Raw genomic sequence first — 17,477 nt, forward strand, 5'->3', positions numbered from 1 at the left:
GGCGATATGGGAACTGCCATTATTTTAGAAAAATTGTAAAACTAAATAGTTGATTTTTGAAGTTCTCATATTGTGCTTCAAATAATATACCTTAGTCATTTTTTAGATATAAAAAGATCACCCCATTAAGTAGTTTTCATAGAAATATTTACTTAGTGGGGTGATTTCATTAGTACACTATAATGCTTTGCTATTGCTTGACATGAAATTGAATAAATATGATAATTGAAAATGAGGGACTATTATAATAAATTTGAATAATAATGTCTGAGGGGGGGTATTCTGATGCGACTTTTTAGTATGCGTTTTAGGCTAATGATTATCCTTGCACTTGCAGTGGTAGTGCCGCTCATTGGGAGTGGTTATATATTAATTAATCGTGCTGAACAAGCTATGAATTCGGAGAAGGAAAGCAAGCTCTATGGAATAGCAAAAACGTTGGATGCGAGCATGGTAGGGGATTTTCAATCTTTGTTACCTATAGAGGCTAAGAATGCTTCGCATGACGAAAAAGTACGACTACTTAACCAAAAGTTATCAGGGACTACGGAGAAATTTGTTTCAGGAAATCCAGGTGTAGGAGCGGGGTATTATTCTAAAGATCTCGACTGTATTATTACTTATGGACCAAGTTCTGAATATGGCTCAACCGTTGGACAAGCAATAAGCAAAGAGCATTTGGGTCGTGAAGTAATGGCAAAAGGGATGCCTTTGACCGCACGTGGTAAGATGGTTAGAGGAAATATTCTAAATGTCATGTTCCCGATTATCCGCAATAATCGTGTTATCGGCTACGTATGGGCTAATGAAATGACTAAAAGTATAGAGAGTCAGATAAACGCTATGGAATCTGTAATGTACATAGTATTGGCTGTTGCTTTAGTGCTAGGGCTAAGTATCAGCCTGACTTTGGCAAACAGAGTTTCTAATTCTGTCCACGGTATTATTCAAGGACTATTGAGTTTACATAGCAATTTAAATTACCGATTTCCAGAAACTGATGGGGAATTTGGAGAGATTGCTTCTGCTATTAATGGAATGGCTCAAAGTCTAATGAATACTCGTTCTCATACAGAAATTATCATGGAGAGTATGGTGGATGGGATTATTACAATTGACAATGATGAAAAGTTAACTGCTATAAATAGTGCTGCTTGTTGTATTATGGGGTTAAATCAAGATGTGATTGGTATTAATTATACAAGCCTTTTCTCTAATAATGTTAAAGTACTTGACATATTGTTAGAAACTTTGCATGTAGGTAAAAACTTTATTGGATATGAAGTAGAATTTACTCGCCCTGATGGCATAATCGTTCCCATCAGTGTTAGTACCTCTATGCTACATAATAATCAGAATATATTAGGTGTAGTTGTAGTTTTCAAGGATTTATCAGAGCATAAGTCCTTTGAGGATCATGTAAGGAGAGTTGATCGTCTTGCTGCAGTTGGTGAGCTTGCTGCTGGTATAGCCCATGAAATACGTAACCCTTTATCAGCTATTTCCGGGAGTGTTCAACTTTTAGTAGATGAATTGCCAAAGGAGAACTCATCACGAATTTTTGGAGACATTGCATTGAAAGAGGTTGAGCGTCTCAATGGTGTTATTGAGGATCTCTTATATTTTGCGAAACCTTCAAAACACTACGTGGCATGCATTAATCCTAACGAACTAGTGGAAAATGTGCTTTTTTTACTTTTACCCAGTTTTAAAAAAGAGATTATTGTTTTAGAGAGGTCCTTTGATCCGTCAATTGGAGAGATTTCTGTTGATGCCCAACTCATTAAGCAGGTTCTGGTTAACTTATTACTAAATGCGATACAAGCTCTTCCTCAAGAAGGCGGAAAAATCACAGTTACAACGCAGAAGGCTCCTGAAGGTATTGAGATTATCATAAAAGACAATGGGAAAGGCATTGATCAGGAAAGTTTACCTAAGATTTTTGATCCTTTTTTTACCACCAAGGATACAGGAACGGGTCTAGGACTTGCTGTTAGTAACAAAATCATAGAAATTCACCATGGATACATTCGAGTTAAGAGTGCAGTTGGTCTTGGAAGTACATTTATAATCTACTTACCATATGAAAGTTTACTAAAGTAAGAAAGGGGAATCGCAGTATGTCAGGAACTGTCCGTATTTTAATAGCTGATGATGAGGCGAGCTTGAGATTGGTGCTTCAAACAGCCATGAATAAAGCAGGGTACGAAGTAGATACCGCTAAAAACGGAAAAGAGGCACTTCATATGGCTCAAGAAAACTACTATGAGGTTGTTATTCTTGATATTCGCATGCCAGAGATGGATGGGCTGCAAGCATTTTATGAAATTCACAAAATCAAGCCTAACTTACCAATTATTCTTATGACCGCATTTGGGAGTTCGGAGACTGCAGTTGATGCTATGAAACACGGTGCTTATGACTACATATTAAAACCTTTTAACCTTGAGGAAATCAAAATTATTGTGAATAGAGCTATTCGTATGCAACAATTGACTAGAGAAGTAGTGTATCTTAAGAATGAAGTAAAAGAGATAAGCATGACAACAACGGCCCCAAGTAAAATTATTGGAGAAAGTCCTAAAATCCAAGAAGTATATAAAATCATTGGCCGGGTAGCGAATTCAAAAGCTACGGTATTGCTAACCGGAGAAAGTGGAACGGGTAAGGGGATGGTTGCTAAAACTATTCATTATGCAAGTGATCGACGAGAGAGCCCTTTCATTCAAATAAATTGTGGTTCGATTCCAGAAGGTTTATTAGAGAGCGAAATATTTGGTCATGAGAAGGGGGCATTTACAGGGGCCATTTTTCAAAAGCCTGGAAAATTTGAACTGGCGGAAGGAGGGACACTTTTTCTGGATGAGATTGGTGAGATGAGTGCAAATCTTCAGGTGAAACTTCTTCGAGTGTTGCAAGAAAAAGAGTTCGAACGTGTTGGAGGTACGAAAACATTTCATACCAATGTACGTATTATTGCAGCAACGAACCGTGATCTGACTAAAGAAATATCTGAAAAGCGTTTTCGTAAGGATTTATATTATCGACTTAATGTCGTTTCAGTATGTTTACCTCCGCTTTGCGAGAGGGGCGAGGATATTGTTTTGCTAGCTAATTACTTTTTAAAACGTTTTTCGGGAGAATTAGGACGGATTAACATGTTTTTCGCACCAGAGGTGTTGGATATTTTTCGTAACTATTCTTGGCCAGGAAATATCAGAGAATTAGAAAATGCAGTAGAACACGCTATTATCATGAGCAGTACTCGTGTTATTTTGCCAGAGCATCTTCCACTTAGTATAAAGGTAGACGATGTAGAAGTTACTGGTAAAATTATCCAAGAGGATGACCATTTCAAACCTTTGCGAGAAATATTGTTAGAAGCTGAGAAATGTCACATCTCCAAAGCTCTGGAACGAACAGGCGGAAACCATACACATGCTGCAAAACTTCTTCAGATTTCACGAAGAGCTCTTCTTTATAAAATTCACGAGAATAATCTCAGTTAAAGATTAAAGATCAAGGTAGGTTTTAAAAGTTATGCTTTGCTACACCATACATAAGAAATAATTTTAGTTATCACAACGAATTATTTTACTTTATTACTATAATAAAAAATCTGGCTCCTATATTTTATAGATGTCAGATTTTTTATTATTAATTTTAGGAATTATTTTCCTCCTGCATCTCTTTGTAAGAAATATAGAAGTACTTCTGTACGCTCTCTTTGTTTCTTTTCTAGAACATCTGGTGCCCAATTATAGAAACCCTCTCCGCTCTTGCTTCCTAATTTTCCCATCCAAACCTTATCCTGCATTAACTTTGATGGTTTTGTGTAATTACATAAGTCTTCAAATAGATAAGTTGATATGTTATGGAATATATCTAAGCCACCTAAATCCGCACTACATAATGGCCCTGTAACTGTTAATCTTCTTCCATGTCCGTATTCAATAGCCTTGTCCACTTCTTCAGGTTTTGCCCATCCTTGTTCAACTATATATAAAGCTTCTCTAAGAAGGGCTAATTGAAGACGGTTTCCTATGAATCCTAAGCATTCCTTTTCCATACGAACAGCTTTTTTACCTATAAATTCAACCCATTCCATAGTTTCAGTCATTGCCTTTTCTGATGTATTTTCTCCTGGAACCACTTCAACTAAAGGAATTAATTGAGGCGGGTTCCAAAAATGAGCTACTACAAGTCTCTCAGGATCTTTTAAATTCTTAGCAATTGCTGAAGGACTAAGTCCTGAAGTGTTTGTAGCAAGTATAACTTCTTTGTTGCAAAGTTCATCTAGCTGACCAAATATTTGCTGTTTCAGTTCTAAGTTTTCAGCTAAAGACTCAATTATAAATTCAGCGCCCTTTGCAGCTTCTTCTAAAGTTTTAACCCCTCTTATTCTATTTAATATTTGTATTGTACCTTCTTCAGTTATTTTCCCTTCATCCTTTAAACGATTTAAACTAGCCTTTATACTAGTAAAACCTCTATTTAAACTTTCATCTGATCTACCATACATAGCTACATTTAATCCAGCTCTTGCAGATAACAATGCAATACCATGTCCCATAGTTCCAGTACCTAATACTGCAATATTCTTTATATTCATAGCATAAGACCTCCTCTATTTATTTTGATTCATATTTTTAAATGTTATAAATACAAAATTAATATATCACCTCCGTAGATTGCATTTATCATTTATGTTAATATTTAAAGCAATTCCTATGCCAAAATCAAAAACATCATTTCAATCTTTTCTACTAAATCCCCTAATTTAAATTATGTGTTTTTTATACACACCTCTATTATTTTTACCTATTACTAGTCTATTCATTAGCTCCCAATATCGTATATTTTTGATATATGTGTATTTTTTGCGCACTAAATAATCAAGTTGTCATAAAAATAATACTAAGCTATTCATTATGCTATCTGAAAACTTATTGTAGAAAGCATATTTTGCTAAGTCCAATATTAAAAAGCTGTTGATATCATATTTATCAGCAGCTTTTTTGTACATTTAAATCATTTATTCTATTTTAAATCCTTCTATTTTACTTTGCAGCTTCTGCGCATTACTTCGTAAATTTCGCACTTGATTAAGAATTTCTTCAATAGATGCTACTTGTTCATGAAAAGAGGCTGAAATTTCTTCAGTTGATGCGGAAATACCTATGGAATTTTTAGAAATATTCTGTATAAGCTTTATAATGTCGTCTTTTTTATTTATCATATCAACATTATAAGATTCAATGCCTTCTATTCTTAAAGTCAACTGCTTAATATTTTCTGAAGTATCATTAAATATATCCTCTGTTTTATTTACTGCATTAAATTGTTCTTTCAGAATTTCATTGTTATTACTCATAGACGTTACAGATTCTTTTGATTTTTCTTGTATCTTTTTAACTATACCTTTTATTTGATTAGTAGCAACAATAGTTTGTTCTGAAAGTTTTCTTATTTCTTCAGCTACCACAGCAAATCCTTTACCAGCTTCACCTACTCTTGCAGCCTCTATACTTGCATTTAACGCCAATAGCCCTGTTTGGTCTGATATTTGTTCTATAGCTTGTATGATTATACTTATTTCCTTAGAACTTTCATCTACAGAGTTTATAGTATTATTTACATTTAGATTTGCTTCTTTAACTTTATTAGAAGTATCTAATAATATATCTATACTATTTAATCCTTTTTTATTTAATTCTTCAACTTTTATAAACATATCAGTAACATTATTAATATAATTAGTTACATTTTGAATAGAGTCAGATAAAATATTTACCTTATCAAATCCTGATTCTGTATTTTTTGCATTTATATCAGTATGTTCTGCTATTTCTTCAACAGCTTGCAAAGCCTGATTTGCTGTAATAGTTGTTTCACTAGTTATCTTAGATAACATCTCTGAACATTGAAAAACTAAACCAGATGAATTTTTAACCTCTTCAACTACATATTTAATGTCCTCTATCATTGTATTAAAGCTGTTAGCTAAAGACCCTAGTTCATCTTTACTATTTATATCTACTCTACAAGTTAAATCGCCCTTGCTAGCTTTTAAAACATTATTTTCTAATATAACTATAGGTTTTTTTATACTTTTAATGATAAATACAGACAGTAATATAACTAAAATTAAAACTATAATCATAATAATAATATTGGTTTTTATTAGATTATTTCTTTCTTTAAATAGTTCTTTATAGTCCGCTACAATAGTTAAGGTCCAGTTTCCTTCCTTAATATTGTAACTTGAAACTAATTTTGTCCGTCCATTATATACTATCTTTTTAAACGTTCCATCTTTTTCATTTTTTAAAGAACTTATGGTTTTACTTAAAACATCTGTTTCTGTATTCAATCCTTTATTCACCAATAATTTACTATCAGGATGAACTATAAACGTACCATTTTTAGCAGTTAATACAGCAAAACTATTTTTACTTATGTCTATATTTTCTAAAGATTTCTTTATGTAATCAAGTGATATATTATTCCCAACACTTCCTATGTACTTGCCATCAATACCCTTTATAGGCGATGCAATAACTACTGCAGTTTTATTAGTGGATAGAGATATTAGAGGATTACTAACTATTACATTGCCGGATATTAAATCTTGCCAGTAATCTCTAGTTTTTATTGTACCTTTATTTATTTTCTTTAAGTTTCCCTTCTCATCTGGCTCTGCATATATAAAATTCCCATCACTATCACTAGACCATTGAGCATCATATAAATCTTTATGATTACTTTTCATTCTATACAAATTATACGCTGTGTAAGTTGCTCTTTCATCTTCTGATGCTCCCTTTCTTAATATCGAATCGTTGGCCATAGCATCAACTTCATCCTTTTTTCCTACAATCCATTGATTAAAGTCATTCACTCTAGACATAGCTTTTTCATTGACAAGTTCATAAACATTTTTGTTTAGTAATTTATCTACCAATATATAATTTGAAAGAAAAGTAAAAATAAGTGGTAGAATTGAAATTAATAAACTAAATAATACTAGCTTAGTAGCTAACTTAATACTTTTGTGCATAGTTATCCCCCTTACATAATTCAAGTAAATTATGATTAAAATTAATTATTAATACTTTGAAATTTCATAAAAAACTACTCTTATCTATTTTTAGCAAATATTGTGCCATTACATATGTGTTCTTGTACCTTAAATATTTTGCACTTATGTTTAATATTTTAATTTGTATTAAGTAATGTTTTTAAACAAATAAAACCTCGAACTTTTAAAAAGCTCGAAGTTTCATATATACGTTATTACAATTTTTATTAAAATATTCTCTATTGCACTGGTGGTGAATCTACTAAAGTAATATTATGCTTTTCTACTTTTGTTTTATTGTTAACTGTTATTATATCACTTACGGATCTTACATTTGAATTTTTATCTACCATTTATGTATATTCAAGATCTTTCGAGAAAATTAGAATATTAATGACATGTAAAAAGAAAAAATTTTCTCTCCTGCTAATACACAAAGTATAGATGATAAGGCTATATATGGCCCAAAAGGTATGTAGTCTTTCCTTGATTTTTTTCCTAGTAGAATAAGAGTTAGTGCTGATATTGATCCAATAATAAATGATAATAACAACATTAATGTAGTGAGTTTAAGTCCAATAAATAGCCCACTCATTAAGCACATCTCAGCATCACCCCAGCCCATACCACCTTTAGTTATTAGAATTATTAATGCTAAAAATCCTCCACCTAGAACTCCACCGTAAATATAGCTTTTTACTGGAAGCATATTATAAGTTAATACTCCTATGAATATTATTCCAGAAATTATACCTGATAATGTAGTAGAAAAATACACGTCTGTAGTATCACAATCAATCATTCCAATAACAATCAAAAAACCTAGAAGGGTAGTATATTTTATAAAATCAAATGTTAATCCATACACGCTATAGTTTGCCACAAATAATAACGCTGTTGTAAATTCTATCATTGGATATCTTATGGGTATTTTTTCTTTGCAATATCTACATTTCCCTCTTAAAAATATATAGCTTATTATAGGAATTAAATCATACCACTTAATTTCCTTTTTGCAGTTTGTACAATGCGATGGAGGAAAAGCAATAGATCCTCCTCTTGGTATTCTATATATACATACATTAAAAAAACTGCCAATTACTGCTCCAAAAATAAAAATTATATAATATATAATCATCTCAATTCCTCATTACCATTTATATGGATTTATTTTAACATAATATGAAATTATTTACAATTATTTTATGTTAAGACTTATTTTCCAATATAATTACTTCATTTAACGCAATCTTAACAAAAAAAACATAAAAAATAACAGACTAATGATATACTTTATACGGAAATAGAAACTTATAGCGCGTAACACCAATGCTTTCAAAAATATCTATTTATCGAATATTAAACAAAGGGGTAATACTCATGAATATTCAAACCGAATTAGACCGAATTTTAAAATCTGAAAGTATATCAACAGTTTTTCAACCTATAGTATCATTAAAAGATGGACAAGTAATAGGTTATGAAGCTTTAAGCAGAGGACCTGAAAATTCTTCATTACAAAATCCTGAAAAACTTTTTACTGCAGCTCAGGAGTATAGCAGGTTGTGGGATTTAGAGTATTTATGTAGAGCTAAAGCCATCGAAAAAGCCTCCGGTATGAGTAAAGATAAGCTTCTATTCATAAATATAGATCCTTATATACTTAAAGATGAAAATTTCAAAAAAGGAATTACAAAAGAATTTCTTACTAAACACAATATATCTCCCGAATCTATAATATTTGAAATCACTGAAAGAACCTGTGTAAAAGATTATAAAAGCTTTAAAGCTGCCTTAGACAACTATTTAGAAGAAGGTTATAAAATAGCTATAGATGATACTGGTTCTGGGTACTCAGGACTTAAAATGTTATCAGAGACCAAACCTCATTATATTAAAATAGACATGGAACTCATAAGAGATATTCATAAAGATACTTTTAAACAACATATAATATCAGGCTTAGTCTCTCTTGCAAATAGTGCTAATATGAAGCTCATAGCAGAAGGCATAGAAAACAAACATGAGTTAGAAAAGCTAATAGAATTAAAGGTTTATGCAGGACAAGGCTTCTTTTTACAAAAGCCTGCTGATTCTTTTTTAGACATTTCAGATACATTAAAAACTTTAATATATACTTTCTATACAGATCATAATAACTCTATTGCCTTATATTCTAAGAATTATATTGGTCAACTAGTAAGAAATGATAATCCTTTTGATATAAATAGCTCTTGTGAAAAATTAAAATTTTTTTTTGATACTACCAATTATACCGGTGCTTGTATAGTAGAAAATGATATTCCTGTAGGCCTTGTAATGAAGCACTATTTAAATTCTGTTCTTGCTACACAATATGGCTTTGCAGTTTTTTTAAAACGACCTGCGTCTTTAGCAATGAATACTTCTCCTTTAATTGTAGACTATAACACTCCTGTAAATGATGTCTCAAATTTAGCTATGTCAAGGACTGATGAAACTTTATATGATTATGTAATAGTTACAAAAAACTCTAAATATTATGGTATTGTTACAGTAAAAAAATTACTACAGTTTACTACTACAATGGAGAGAAATTATGCAAAAGAATTAAATCCACTAACTTCTCTTCCAGGCAATTCCATTATAGAGGGCAAACTTAACGACATGTTATCCTATAATCATCAATTTTGTATCCTGTATTTTGACTTAGATAATTTTAAAGTTTATAACGATACCTATGGTTTTGAAAATGGAGATAAGGTCATTAAATTTACTTCAGAACTTATAAAGGATGGAGTTAAAAGTTTTTTCCCCTACAATAATTTTATCGGTCATATAGGTGGAGATGACTTTATTGTTATAGTAGATAGTGATATAAAAAAATCCGAAGAATTATGTAAATATATAACTGAACAATTTGATTATAGAATTTTGGATTTTTTTAATGAAAGGGATAAACAAAACGGATATATTGAGGCTTTGGATAGAAAGGGAAATAGAGATATATTTGATATTACGTCTATTTCTGCTGCAGGAGTAATTGATTATACAAATAGTTTTGAAAGTTGTGATGAGATAGCTAAGTATATAGCTGATATAAAAAGAGAGGTAAAACTCTTTAGACACAGTAACTACAAGGTTAATATTTTAAGTGATTCCGAGAATTCCTGCTATAGAGGCAGTTTTAACTTTACTTTATAAACAGAATTCTTGGCTTCAGGTGGAGTTTGTCTACGACCACTGGGCAATTCGGATAAAAAAGCGTTATGGCAAAAACCATAACGCTTTTATTTTTTATTTTAGTACATTCCGTCCATTCCCATTCCTGGGCCACCTGGCATTGGAGCAGGATTTTTTTCTGGAATATCAGCTACTGCTGATTCTGTTGTTAAGAATGTTGAAGCTACTGATGCAGCATTTTGTAGAGCTGATCTTGTAACCTTAGTTGGATCAACGATACCAGCTTTAATCATATTTACATATTGATCTTTTAAAGCATCGTATCCTACTCCAACTTCACTACTTTTAACTTTTTCAATTATTACAGAACCCTCAACTCCAGCATTAAATGCTATTTGTCTTACTGGTTCTTCTAATGATTTTTTTATTATATCTATACCGATCTTAACATCAGCAACATCTGAAGTTAACTTCTCTACTTCTGGTATTGCATTAACATAAGCTGTTCCGCCTCCTGGAACTATACCTTCTTCAACAGCTGCTTTAGTAGCTGCTAAAGCATCTTCTATTCTAAGCTTTCTTTCTTTTAATTCTGTTTCTGTAGCAGCACCAACCTTAATTACAGCTACTCCACCAGCAAGCTTAGCAAGTCTTTCTTGTAATTTCTCTCTATCAAAATCTGATGTAGTTTCTTCTATTTGTCTCTTTATTTGGGCTACTCTATCATGGATGGCATTCTTATCGCCTTTTCCATTTACTATTGTAGTATTTTCTTTGCTTATTTTAACTGAGTCAGCTCTTCCAAGCATTTCTATTGTAGCTTCTTTTAAGTCTCTTCCTAATTCTTCTGATATCACTTGCCCGCCAGTAAGTGTAGCTATATCAGCAAGCATTTCTTTTCTTCTATCACCAAATCCTGGAGCTTTTACTGCTACACAAGTAAATGTTCCTCTTAATTTATTAACAACTAAAGTAGCTAGTGCTTCGCCTTCTACATCTTCAGCTATTATTAATAGTTTCTTTCCTTGTTGTACTATTTGCTCAAGTACTGGTAATATATCTTGTATGTTTGATATCTTCTTATCTGTTATTAAAATATATGCATCATCTACTGAAGCTTCCATTTTTTCTGTATCAGTTACCATGTATGGACTAACATATCCTCTGTCAAATTGCATACCTTCAACAACATCTAGTTCAGTCCCCATGGATTTAGATTCTTCTACAGTTATAACTCCTTCGTTACCTACCTTTTCCATAGCATCTGCAATTAGTTTACCAATTTCTTCATCAGCAGCTGATATTGCAGCAACTCTTGCTATGTCTTCTTTTCCTTCAACTGGTCTTGAAACTTTCTTTATTTCTTCAACAGCTTTATTAACAGCCATTCTTATACCTTGTCTTATAAGCATTGGGTTAGCACCAGCTGTAACATTTTTTAATCCTTCTCTTATTATAGCTTGTGCAAGTAAAGTAGCTGTAGTTGTTCCATCACCTGCTACATCATTTGTTTTTGTAGCAACTTCTTTAACAAGTTGAGCTCCCATGTTTTCATATGGATCTTCTAACTCTATTTCTCTTGCTATAGTAACACCATCATTAGTTATTAGTGGTGATCCAAATTTCTTATCAAGTACAACATTTCTTCCTTTTGGTCCTAATGTTATTTTAACAGTATTAGCAAGCTTATCAACACCTGCTTGCATTGATCTTCTAGCTTCTTCGCCAAATAAAATGCTTTTTGCCATAAATAAACCCTCCCTGCGATTTCGTTATATTTAATTTACGTTATAAACCATTTTTAGTTTATTATTCTATTACAGCTAATATGTCATCTTGCTTTAAAATGATATACTCGATGTTATCCATCTTAATTTCATTTCCAGCATATTTGGAGAATAAAACTTTATCTCCAACCTTTACTTCCATCTTAACTTCTTTTCCATTAACTAATCCGCCTGGTCCTACTGCTACAACCTCAGCTTCTTGTGGTTTTTCCTTTGCAGTTCCCGGTAATACTATACCGCTTTTTGTAGTTTCCTCTGCTTCAATTCTTTTAATAACGACTCTGTCACCAAGTGGTCTAATGCTCATTTAAACCCCTCCTTAAAATTATATGTTATATTTAAAATCATTTTGTTAACTTTGTTGTTAGCACTCATCACTCTTGAGTGCTAATACAATTATTATAATAAATAATTGTATTTACATTTTCAAATTCTAATTTTCAACTTAATCTATTATTAATGGCCAAATAACCAAATAGCATTAAATTAAATAGGTATTTCTCCCCATTTCTATTAATTTCATTATTATGCTATTTGAGCAAAACTTTTTACGTTTAAAATACATCTATATTATTTTCCCTATTTTGCGGTTATAATACCATTATAACGAAATTTTCTATATTTTTAGCTTATGAAAGGGATGATTATCATAGATAAATTACTAAAAGGTTTGCTTAGATTAATATTTTCTATTTCATTATTTTTATTTGTTATAATTTCCTCAGTTAAAATTACTCTCAATTTTAGACCTTTATATTATTTTGATATAAACTATTTAAATTTGAGAAAGTATACAAGCTTAAACAACATGCAAATAAAATCAACCTATGACTACCTTATAAATTACTTAAGCTCAAGTAAATCTATAGATTTTAATATTCCCCTTCTTCCATCATCACAAGAAGGAATGATTCATTTTATTGAAGTGAAAAAACTTTTTTTTAGATTTAATTTTATTTTAGATATTTGTACTTTGATAATCATATTTGCAATATACTTTGCTATCAAGTATAAAGATTATCTATTTTTAAAGTGGTGCTCCAATATTATTTTTTGTACTTGCTTTCTTCTTTTAAGTGGTTTTCTTTGGAACTTTGATAAATGCTTTACTTTCTTTCACAAACTGTTCTTCAATAATGACTATTGGCTTCTTGATCCTAAAACTGATCCTATTATTAATATCTTGCCAGAAACTTATTTTCTACACTGTGCTCTGCTTATACTTTTACTAGTAATAGGATGCAGTATCTTATTTAGACTTCTATACAAAAAAATAAGAGATGATAAGTGAATATAACTTACTCATCATCTCTTGCATAACTTTTCTTCATTAAACCCTTTACTATCTTTTCTCCCTTAAAAACTCCCACTATGAATAAACATATGGATATAACAGCTATTATAATCAATATCACCTTATTTCCATCGTTAATCTTGGCTCCAAAATAAGCAGATACCAAGATTCCCGGAATCCTTGCTATTGTTGAATATTTTATGAAATTTTTAAAGTTTATACTTGAAATACCGCAAATATATGCTAATGCATCCTTAGGTATACCTGGAATTAAATATAATAGAAAAACAATAACATTTATACTGCCTATATTAAGTATTCTGTTAAAAAACTTAAGGTCCTTTTTTGATATTATCTTATTTACTAAAGGCTTGCCATAATAAGATGAAAATCCATAGGCCAGAGCACTACCTATTGTTATTCCTATAATAGATAAAATACTTCCCCAAAGCGTTCCATATATGTAACCGCCAGCAATCTGTATTATTTCCCCAGGAATAAAGAATGCTACTACCTGAAGGATTTGCAATAGAATATATGCTAGTATGCTGTAGTTACCATATGACATGATTATATTCTTAACTTTATTTGGATCCCTTAGAATATGAGAGTATTTAATATAATATTCATGTGCGGTAAAGATAAAAAAAATCATAACTAACACAAGCATTATATGGGATTTGTATTTAGACAGTTTATTATAAAAACTCTGCAAAAATTTCTTCATTTTGATTTCTCCTGTATATAGTCAAAATTTAATTTATTTATATATTATCTTACAATTTTATCAAAGTAAACTTAATTTTTTACAAAATAAAAAACTTTGAATAAAGCCCAGCTTTATTCAAAGTTAAATAATTATCTATCTAAATTTGTTTCATTAAACTTATTTAGGTTTTCATTGGAAAGTACGGACTTTTTAGTAGATTGTCCACTAAACTTAGTTAACTGAGGTCTGGACTTCATAATAGAAACCATAGCCGCAGGGCCTCCTATACATCCGCCTTCACACATCATACCTTCTATAAAGTTTCCTTGTAATCTTCCTGTTTTGGCCATAGTCATAGTTTTCTTAATTTCATCCATTCCACTTGCTTTAACAGGAATAAATTCCGATTCAATTCCCTTTTCTTTTACATAATTCTCTATTGCAGCAGTGAGACCTCCGCCTTGTGCAAAACCTCTTCCAAATATAGAAGCATCATCAACAACTATATCTTCACAATTCTCAGGATCTACATTAAATGCTCCCATTAAAGCTGCTATTTCTTCAAATGTTAAAACATAATCTACAGCATCTTTTACTGATTCTCTACTTGCTTCAGTTTTTTTAGCAGTACATGGACCTATAAATACTACAACAGCATCCTTGTCCATCTCTTTTATCATTCTTCCTGTTGCAACCATAGGTGACACTGTACCAGATACCTTATCTGCTTGATCTGGGAATTTCTTTTCTACATAACTCATGAATCCTGGGCAGCATGAATTAGTCATATATTTGTCACCTTTTCCCATCCTGTGAGCAAATTCATTTGACTCATGAACAGTTACAGCATCTGCTCCACAAGCTGCTTCAACCATATCAAAAAAGCCTACCTGTTTAAAAGCTTCTTTTATTTGACCAACTGTTATCTTAGGTCCAAATTGACCTGTTATAGCTGGTGCTACTACTGCATATACCTTTCCTTTTTCTGATAGCAATTTAACTACATTTGTAATGTAGCTTCTATCAGATATAGCTCCAAAAGGACATGCTCCCATACATGCACCACAATTTATACATTCCTCTTTTTCTATAGCAGCTATTTTATTTGAAGGGTTAATATCCAGTGCACCAGTCGGACAAGATCTCTTACATGGTCTCATTACTTCCGCAACAGCATTATATGGACATACTTTTTTACACATTCCACATTCTTTACAAAGTTCTTGATTTATATAAGCTCTTCCAGCAACCCTAGTTACAGCATCAGCTGGACACACTTCCATACATTTATGCTCAATACATCCTCTGCAGGCTTCTGTTATAGTGTACTTATCAATAGGACACTTATCACAAGCTGCTGATAATACATATAACATTTGTCCATCATCTTTAATTTCAGTTAATTCTGATTCAACCCCTTTATTTGGTATAAATCCTGAAGCTAAAGTTGCTCTCTCATAAACAATTGCTCTTTCTTTATAAACACAGCATCTGTATTGAGCCTTTTCTCCTGGTACAATGGCAAAAGGAACCTTTTCTAACTCTTCTTTATTTATTCTATTTTCTTTAGCCATACAAGCTACTTCTTTTAATACTAAGTATTTAAGTTTTTTTAATTGAGTTTCAAACGCTATCATTTCTATATCCTCCTGTAAAAATACATCAATATATTACAATGACGAATTTAAATTATAAAATTAGTTTTATAATACAGTTAGTTTTATCAGCTTTATTCAAGCCCTTATACATTATAACAGATTATTTTAAAATATGTAACAGTTTTTTAATGGCAAAACATTAAAAATTTTTATAAAATATTTTTACATTTAGAATACATAAATATAGACTGTTTGAAATTATAGAGAAAATAACTTAGAAGTTAATTTACACTATAATCTAAGTTAATAATTTTTATAAAATAAAAGAGTAAATAAATAGTCGAGAGTTGAGAATTTTCAATTCTCAACTCTCGACTAAAAATCATGTACTTTAAATTTAAGTATTAACAGTACAATCTAGTGCATCTGCTAACTTTCGGTTCATAGAATCCTATAATCAACTATTCAATATTTATATGGTTTTCTCTAGCATAATAAAATAAATATTGTTGCGCAAATCCTGATAACTCTCCAAACTTATTAATACCAAATTCCCTTATCTTCTTTAGGGACACATCTGGAGCTAAATAAAAATAATGCATTGCCCTTTTTACCCATACATCTACAGGAAATGCTGAATATTTCTGCATCGAAAACAACATTATACAATCAGCAACTTTAGGTCCGATTCCCATAAATTTTTGAAGTTCCTTGTGGCATATATCATCTTCCTGGGATTTTATCCAATCAATATCATACTTTTCATCATATTGATCTTTCTTTATTGTGTTAGCATAAATATTATCTACTGTATTTTTTATATACTTTGCTCTAAAACCTGTGCCACAGTTCTCTAACTCTTCTTCTGTTGCTTTATTAAGCTGCTCTATCGTAGGAAATGCAAAGTATTTTTCCCCTTTGTATTCTAATTCATTACCCCACTTTTGACTTATCTTTCCTATTGCTCTCTTAATCATAGGTATTCTATTATTTGCAGATATGATAAACGAAACTATTAATTCAAAGGGGTCCTGCCTAAGTATTCTAATCCCATGTCCAAACCCTACTGACTTCTCTAGGATAGAATCCTTACTTAGCACATTCTTTATCTCTGAATAATCTCTGTATAAATCAAAATAATTACTCCATATACTATTAAATTCATCTTCAGTTGTATTAAATATTATAACATCTTCGCCTTTTTTCTCTACTTCTATCACTCTACCGAAAGCCACTCCTATATAGTTGCCGTTCTCTTGCCTATTCCACCTAAAGCACTGCCCACATTCAAATATATGAGTCAGCTCAAAATTCCTAACACCTTTTATTACTATACTATTTTCAAAAGTTTCTATGTAGTTAAAATCCATATTATTGCCTCCCACGCATGGAGAGTTATTCTGCTCTCTCTCTTATAATTATTTCATCTAATATTTCTGCTGCTGAATATAACATGACACTGCACCTACTTTCCTCAGTTCTGTATCCTTCTTTCAGTTTATTGCAGTTGTTTGTTCCAAACTTCTCTTCGAATTTATTAAAGAATTCTTTTGTAAGCTCTTTAATTCTATCACTTTCATGAGCTCTTTCTTTAGTAAAGATTATACCCAATACAGCTAAAGAACCAGTGATTGCACCACATACGCTTTCAATTGCCATACCGCCACCAAAAGCAGCCATTGTCTTTAAAGTCTTTTTGTCCAATTCCAAATTATATTCCTCATTAGCTGCATATATTATGGTTTCCGCACAATTCAAATCATATTCCTTTTCATAGTATTTTTTTACCTTTTCTACTAACATATCTCTACCTCCAATTTTTTTACTCTATATTATACATTTTACA

General features: G+C 31.3%; 14 protein-coding genes. 4 read left to right on the plus strand and 10 right to left on the minus strand.

Features of this window, described 5'->3' with window-relative positions:
• Nucleotides 1–285: 285 nt before the first annotated feature.
• On the plus strand, nucleotides 286–2,103 hold the full coding sequence (gene atoS, locus RCG18_RS04785; RefSeq protein WP_308040269.1) for a two-component system sensor histidine kinase AtoS: 1,818 nt from the start codon (nucleotides 286–288) through the stop codon (nucleotides 2,101–2,103).
• A 17-nt stretch (nucleotides 2,104–2,120) separates the two neighbouring features.
• Nucleotides 2,121–3,509: a sigma-54 dependent transcriptional regulator gene (locus RCG18_RS04790; RefSeq protein ID WP_308040270.1), complete on the plus strand. Its 1,389-nt coding sequence runs from the start codon at nucleotides 2,121–2,123 to the stop codon at nucleotides 3,507–3,509.
• A 161-nt stretch (nucleotides 3,510–3,670) separates the two neighbouring features.
• Here the strand turns inward: RCG18_RS04790 and RCG18_RS04795 are convergent, their stop codons facing one another.
• From RCG18_RS04795 to RCG18_RS04810, 4 genes are all read right to left on the minus strand, one after another.
• Nucleotides 3,671–4,612, minus strand: a complete 942-nt coding sequence (locus RCG18_RS04795; protein WP_308040271.1) for a 3-hydroxyacyl-CoA dehydrogenase family protein — start codon at nucleotides 4,610–4,612, stop codon at nucleotides 3,671–3,673.
• A gap of 291 nt (nucleotides 4,613–4,903) precedes the next feature.
• Nucleotides 4,904–5,026: a hypothetical protein gene (locus tag RCG18_RS04800; protein ID WP_308040272.1), complete on the minus strand. Its 123-nt coding sequence runs from the start codon at nucleotides 5,024–5,026 to the stop codon at nucleotides 4,904–4,906.
• Between the two features lie 9 nt (nucleotides 5,027–5,035).
• Nucleotides 5,036–7,060, minus strand: coding sequence for a methyl-accepting chemotaxis protein (locus RCG18_RS04805; protein ID WP_308040273.1), 2,025 nt, complete (start codon nucleotides 7,058–7,060; stop codon nucleotides 5,036–5,038).
• A 403-nt stretch (nucleotides 7,061–7,463) separates the two neighbouring features.
• Nucleotides 7,464–8,219 carry a prepilin peptidase gene (locus RCG18_RS04810; protein WP_308040274.1) on the minus strand — a complete coding sequence of 252 codons (756 nt, stop codon included), beginning with the start codon at nucleotides 8,217–8,219 and terminating at the stop codon, nucleotides 7,464–7,466.
• A 242-nt stretch (nucleotides 8,220–8,461) separates the two neighbouring features.
• On the opposite strand from RCG18_RS04810, the gene RCG18_RS04815 reads away from it, so the two are divergent.
• Nucleotides 8,462–10,264 carry a GGDEF domain-containing protein gene (locus RCG18_RS04815; protein ID WP_308040275.1) on the plus strand — a complete coding sequence of 601 codons (1,803 nt, stop codon included), beginning with the start codon at nucleotides 8,462–8,464 and terminating at the stop codon, nucleotides 10,262–10,264.
• Nucleotides 10,265–10,362: 98 nt separating this feature from the next.
• On the opposite strand, the gene groL is transcribed toward RCG18_RS04815, so the two are convergent.
• Both groL and groES read right to left on the minus strand, forming a co-directional pair.
• Nucleotides 10,363–11,991 carry a chaperonin GroEL gene (gene groL / locus RCG18_RS04820; RefSeq protein WP_308040276.1) on the minus strand — a complete coding sequence of 543 codons (1,629 nt, stop codon included), beginning with the start codon at nucleotides 11,989–11,991 and terminating at the stop codon, nucleotides 10,363–10,365.
• Nucleotides 11,992–12,052: 61 nt separating this feature from the next.
• The gene (groES, locus tag RCG18_RS04825) at nucleotides 12,053–12,337 is read right to left on the minus strand and encodes a co-chaperone GroES (RefSeq protein WP_178907313.1); all 285 of its coding nucleotides are present in this window, start codon (nucleotides 12,335–12,337) and stop codon (nucleotides 12,053–12,055) included.
• Between the two features lie 333 nt (nucleotides 12,338–12,670).
• On the opposite strand from groES, the gene RCG18_RS28970 reads away from it, so the two are divergent.
• Nucleotides 12,671–13,321 (plus strand): TIGR01906 family membrane protein, encoded by a 651-nt coding sequence (locus tag RCG18_RS28970; protein ID WP_374119118.1) that lies wholly within the window; start codon nucleotides 12,671–12,673, stop codon nucleotides 13,319–13,321.
• 7 nt (nucleotides 13,322–13,328) lie between these two features.
• On the opposite strand, the gene RCG18_RS04830 is transcribed toward RCG18_RS28970, so the two are convergent.
• The 4 genes from RCG18_RS04830 to RCG18_RS04845 form a co-directional block, all read right to left on the minus strand.
• Complete coding sequence (locus tag RCG18_RS04830) at nucleotides 13,329–14,051, minus strand: TVP38/TMEM64 family protein (protein WP_308040277.1); 723 nt, start codon at nucleotides 14,049–14,051, stop codon at nucleotides 13,329–13,331.
• Between the two features lie 131 nt (nucleotides 14,052–14,182).
• Nucleotides 14,183–15,670: a 4Fe-4S dicluster domain-containing protein gene (locus RCG18_RS04835; RefSeq protein ID WP_308040278.1), complete on the minus strand. Its 1,488-nt coding sequence runs from the start codon at nucleotides 15,668–15,670 to the stop codon at nucleotides 14,183–14,185.
• Nucleotides 15,671–16,092: 422 nt separating this feature from the next.
• Entirely contained in the window at nucleotides 16,093–17,001 is a 909-nt protein-coding gene (locus tag RCG18_RS04840) for a DNA-3-methyladenine glycosylase (protein ID WP_308040279.1), read from the minus strand.
• 25 nt (nucleotides 17,002–17,026) lie between these two features.
• The gene (locus tag RCG18_RS04845) at nucleotides 17,027–17,434 is read right to left on the minus strand and encodes a C-GCAxxG-C-C family (seleno)protein (RefSeq protein WP_308040280.1); all 408 of its coding nucleotides are present in this window, start codon (nucleotides 17,432–17,434) and stop codon (nucleotides 17,027–17,029) included.
• Between the last annotated feature and the right edge of the window lie 43 nt (nucleotides 17,435–17,477).

It is taken from the genome of Clostridium sp. OS1-26, assembly GCF_030915445.1.
Lineage (GTDB): Bacteria > Bacillota > Clostridia > Clostridiales > Clostridiaceae > Clostridium_AM.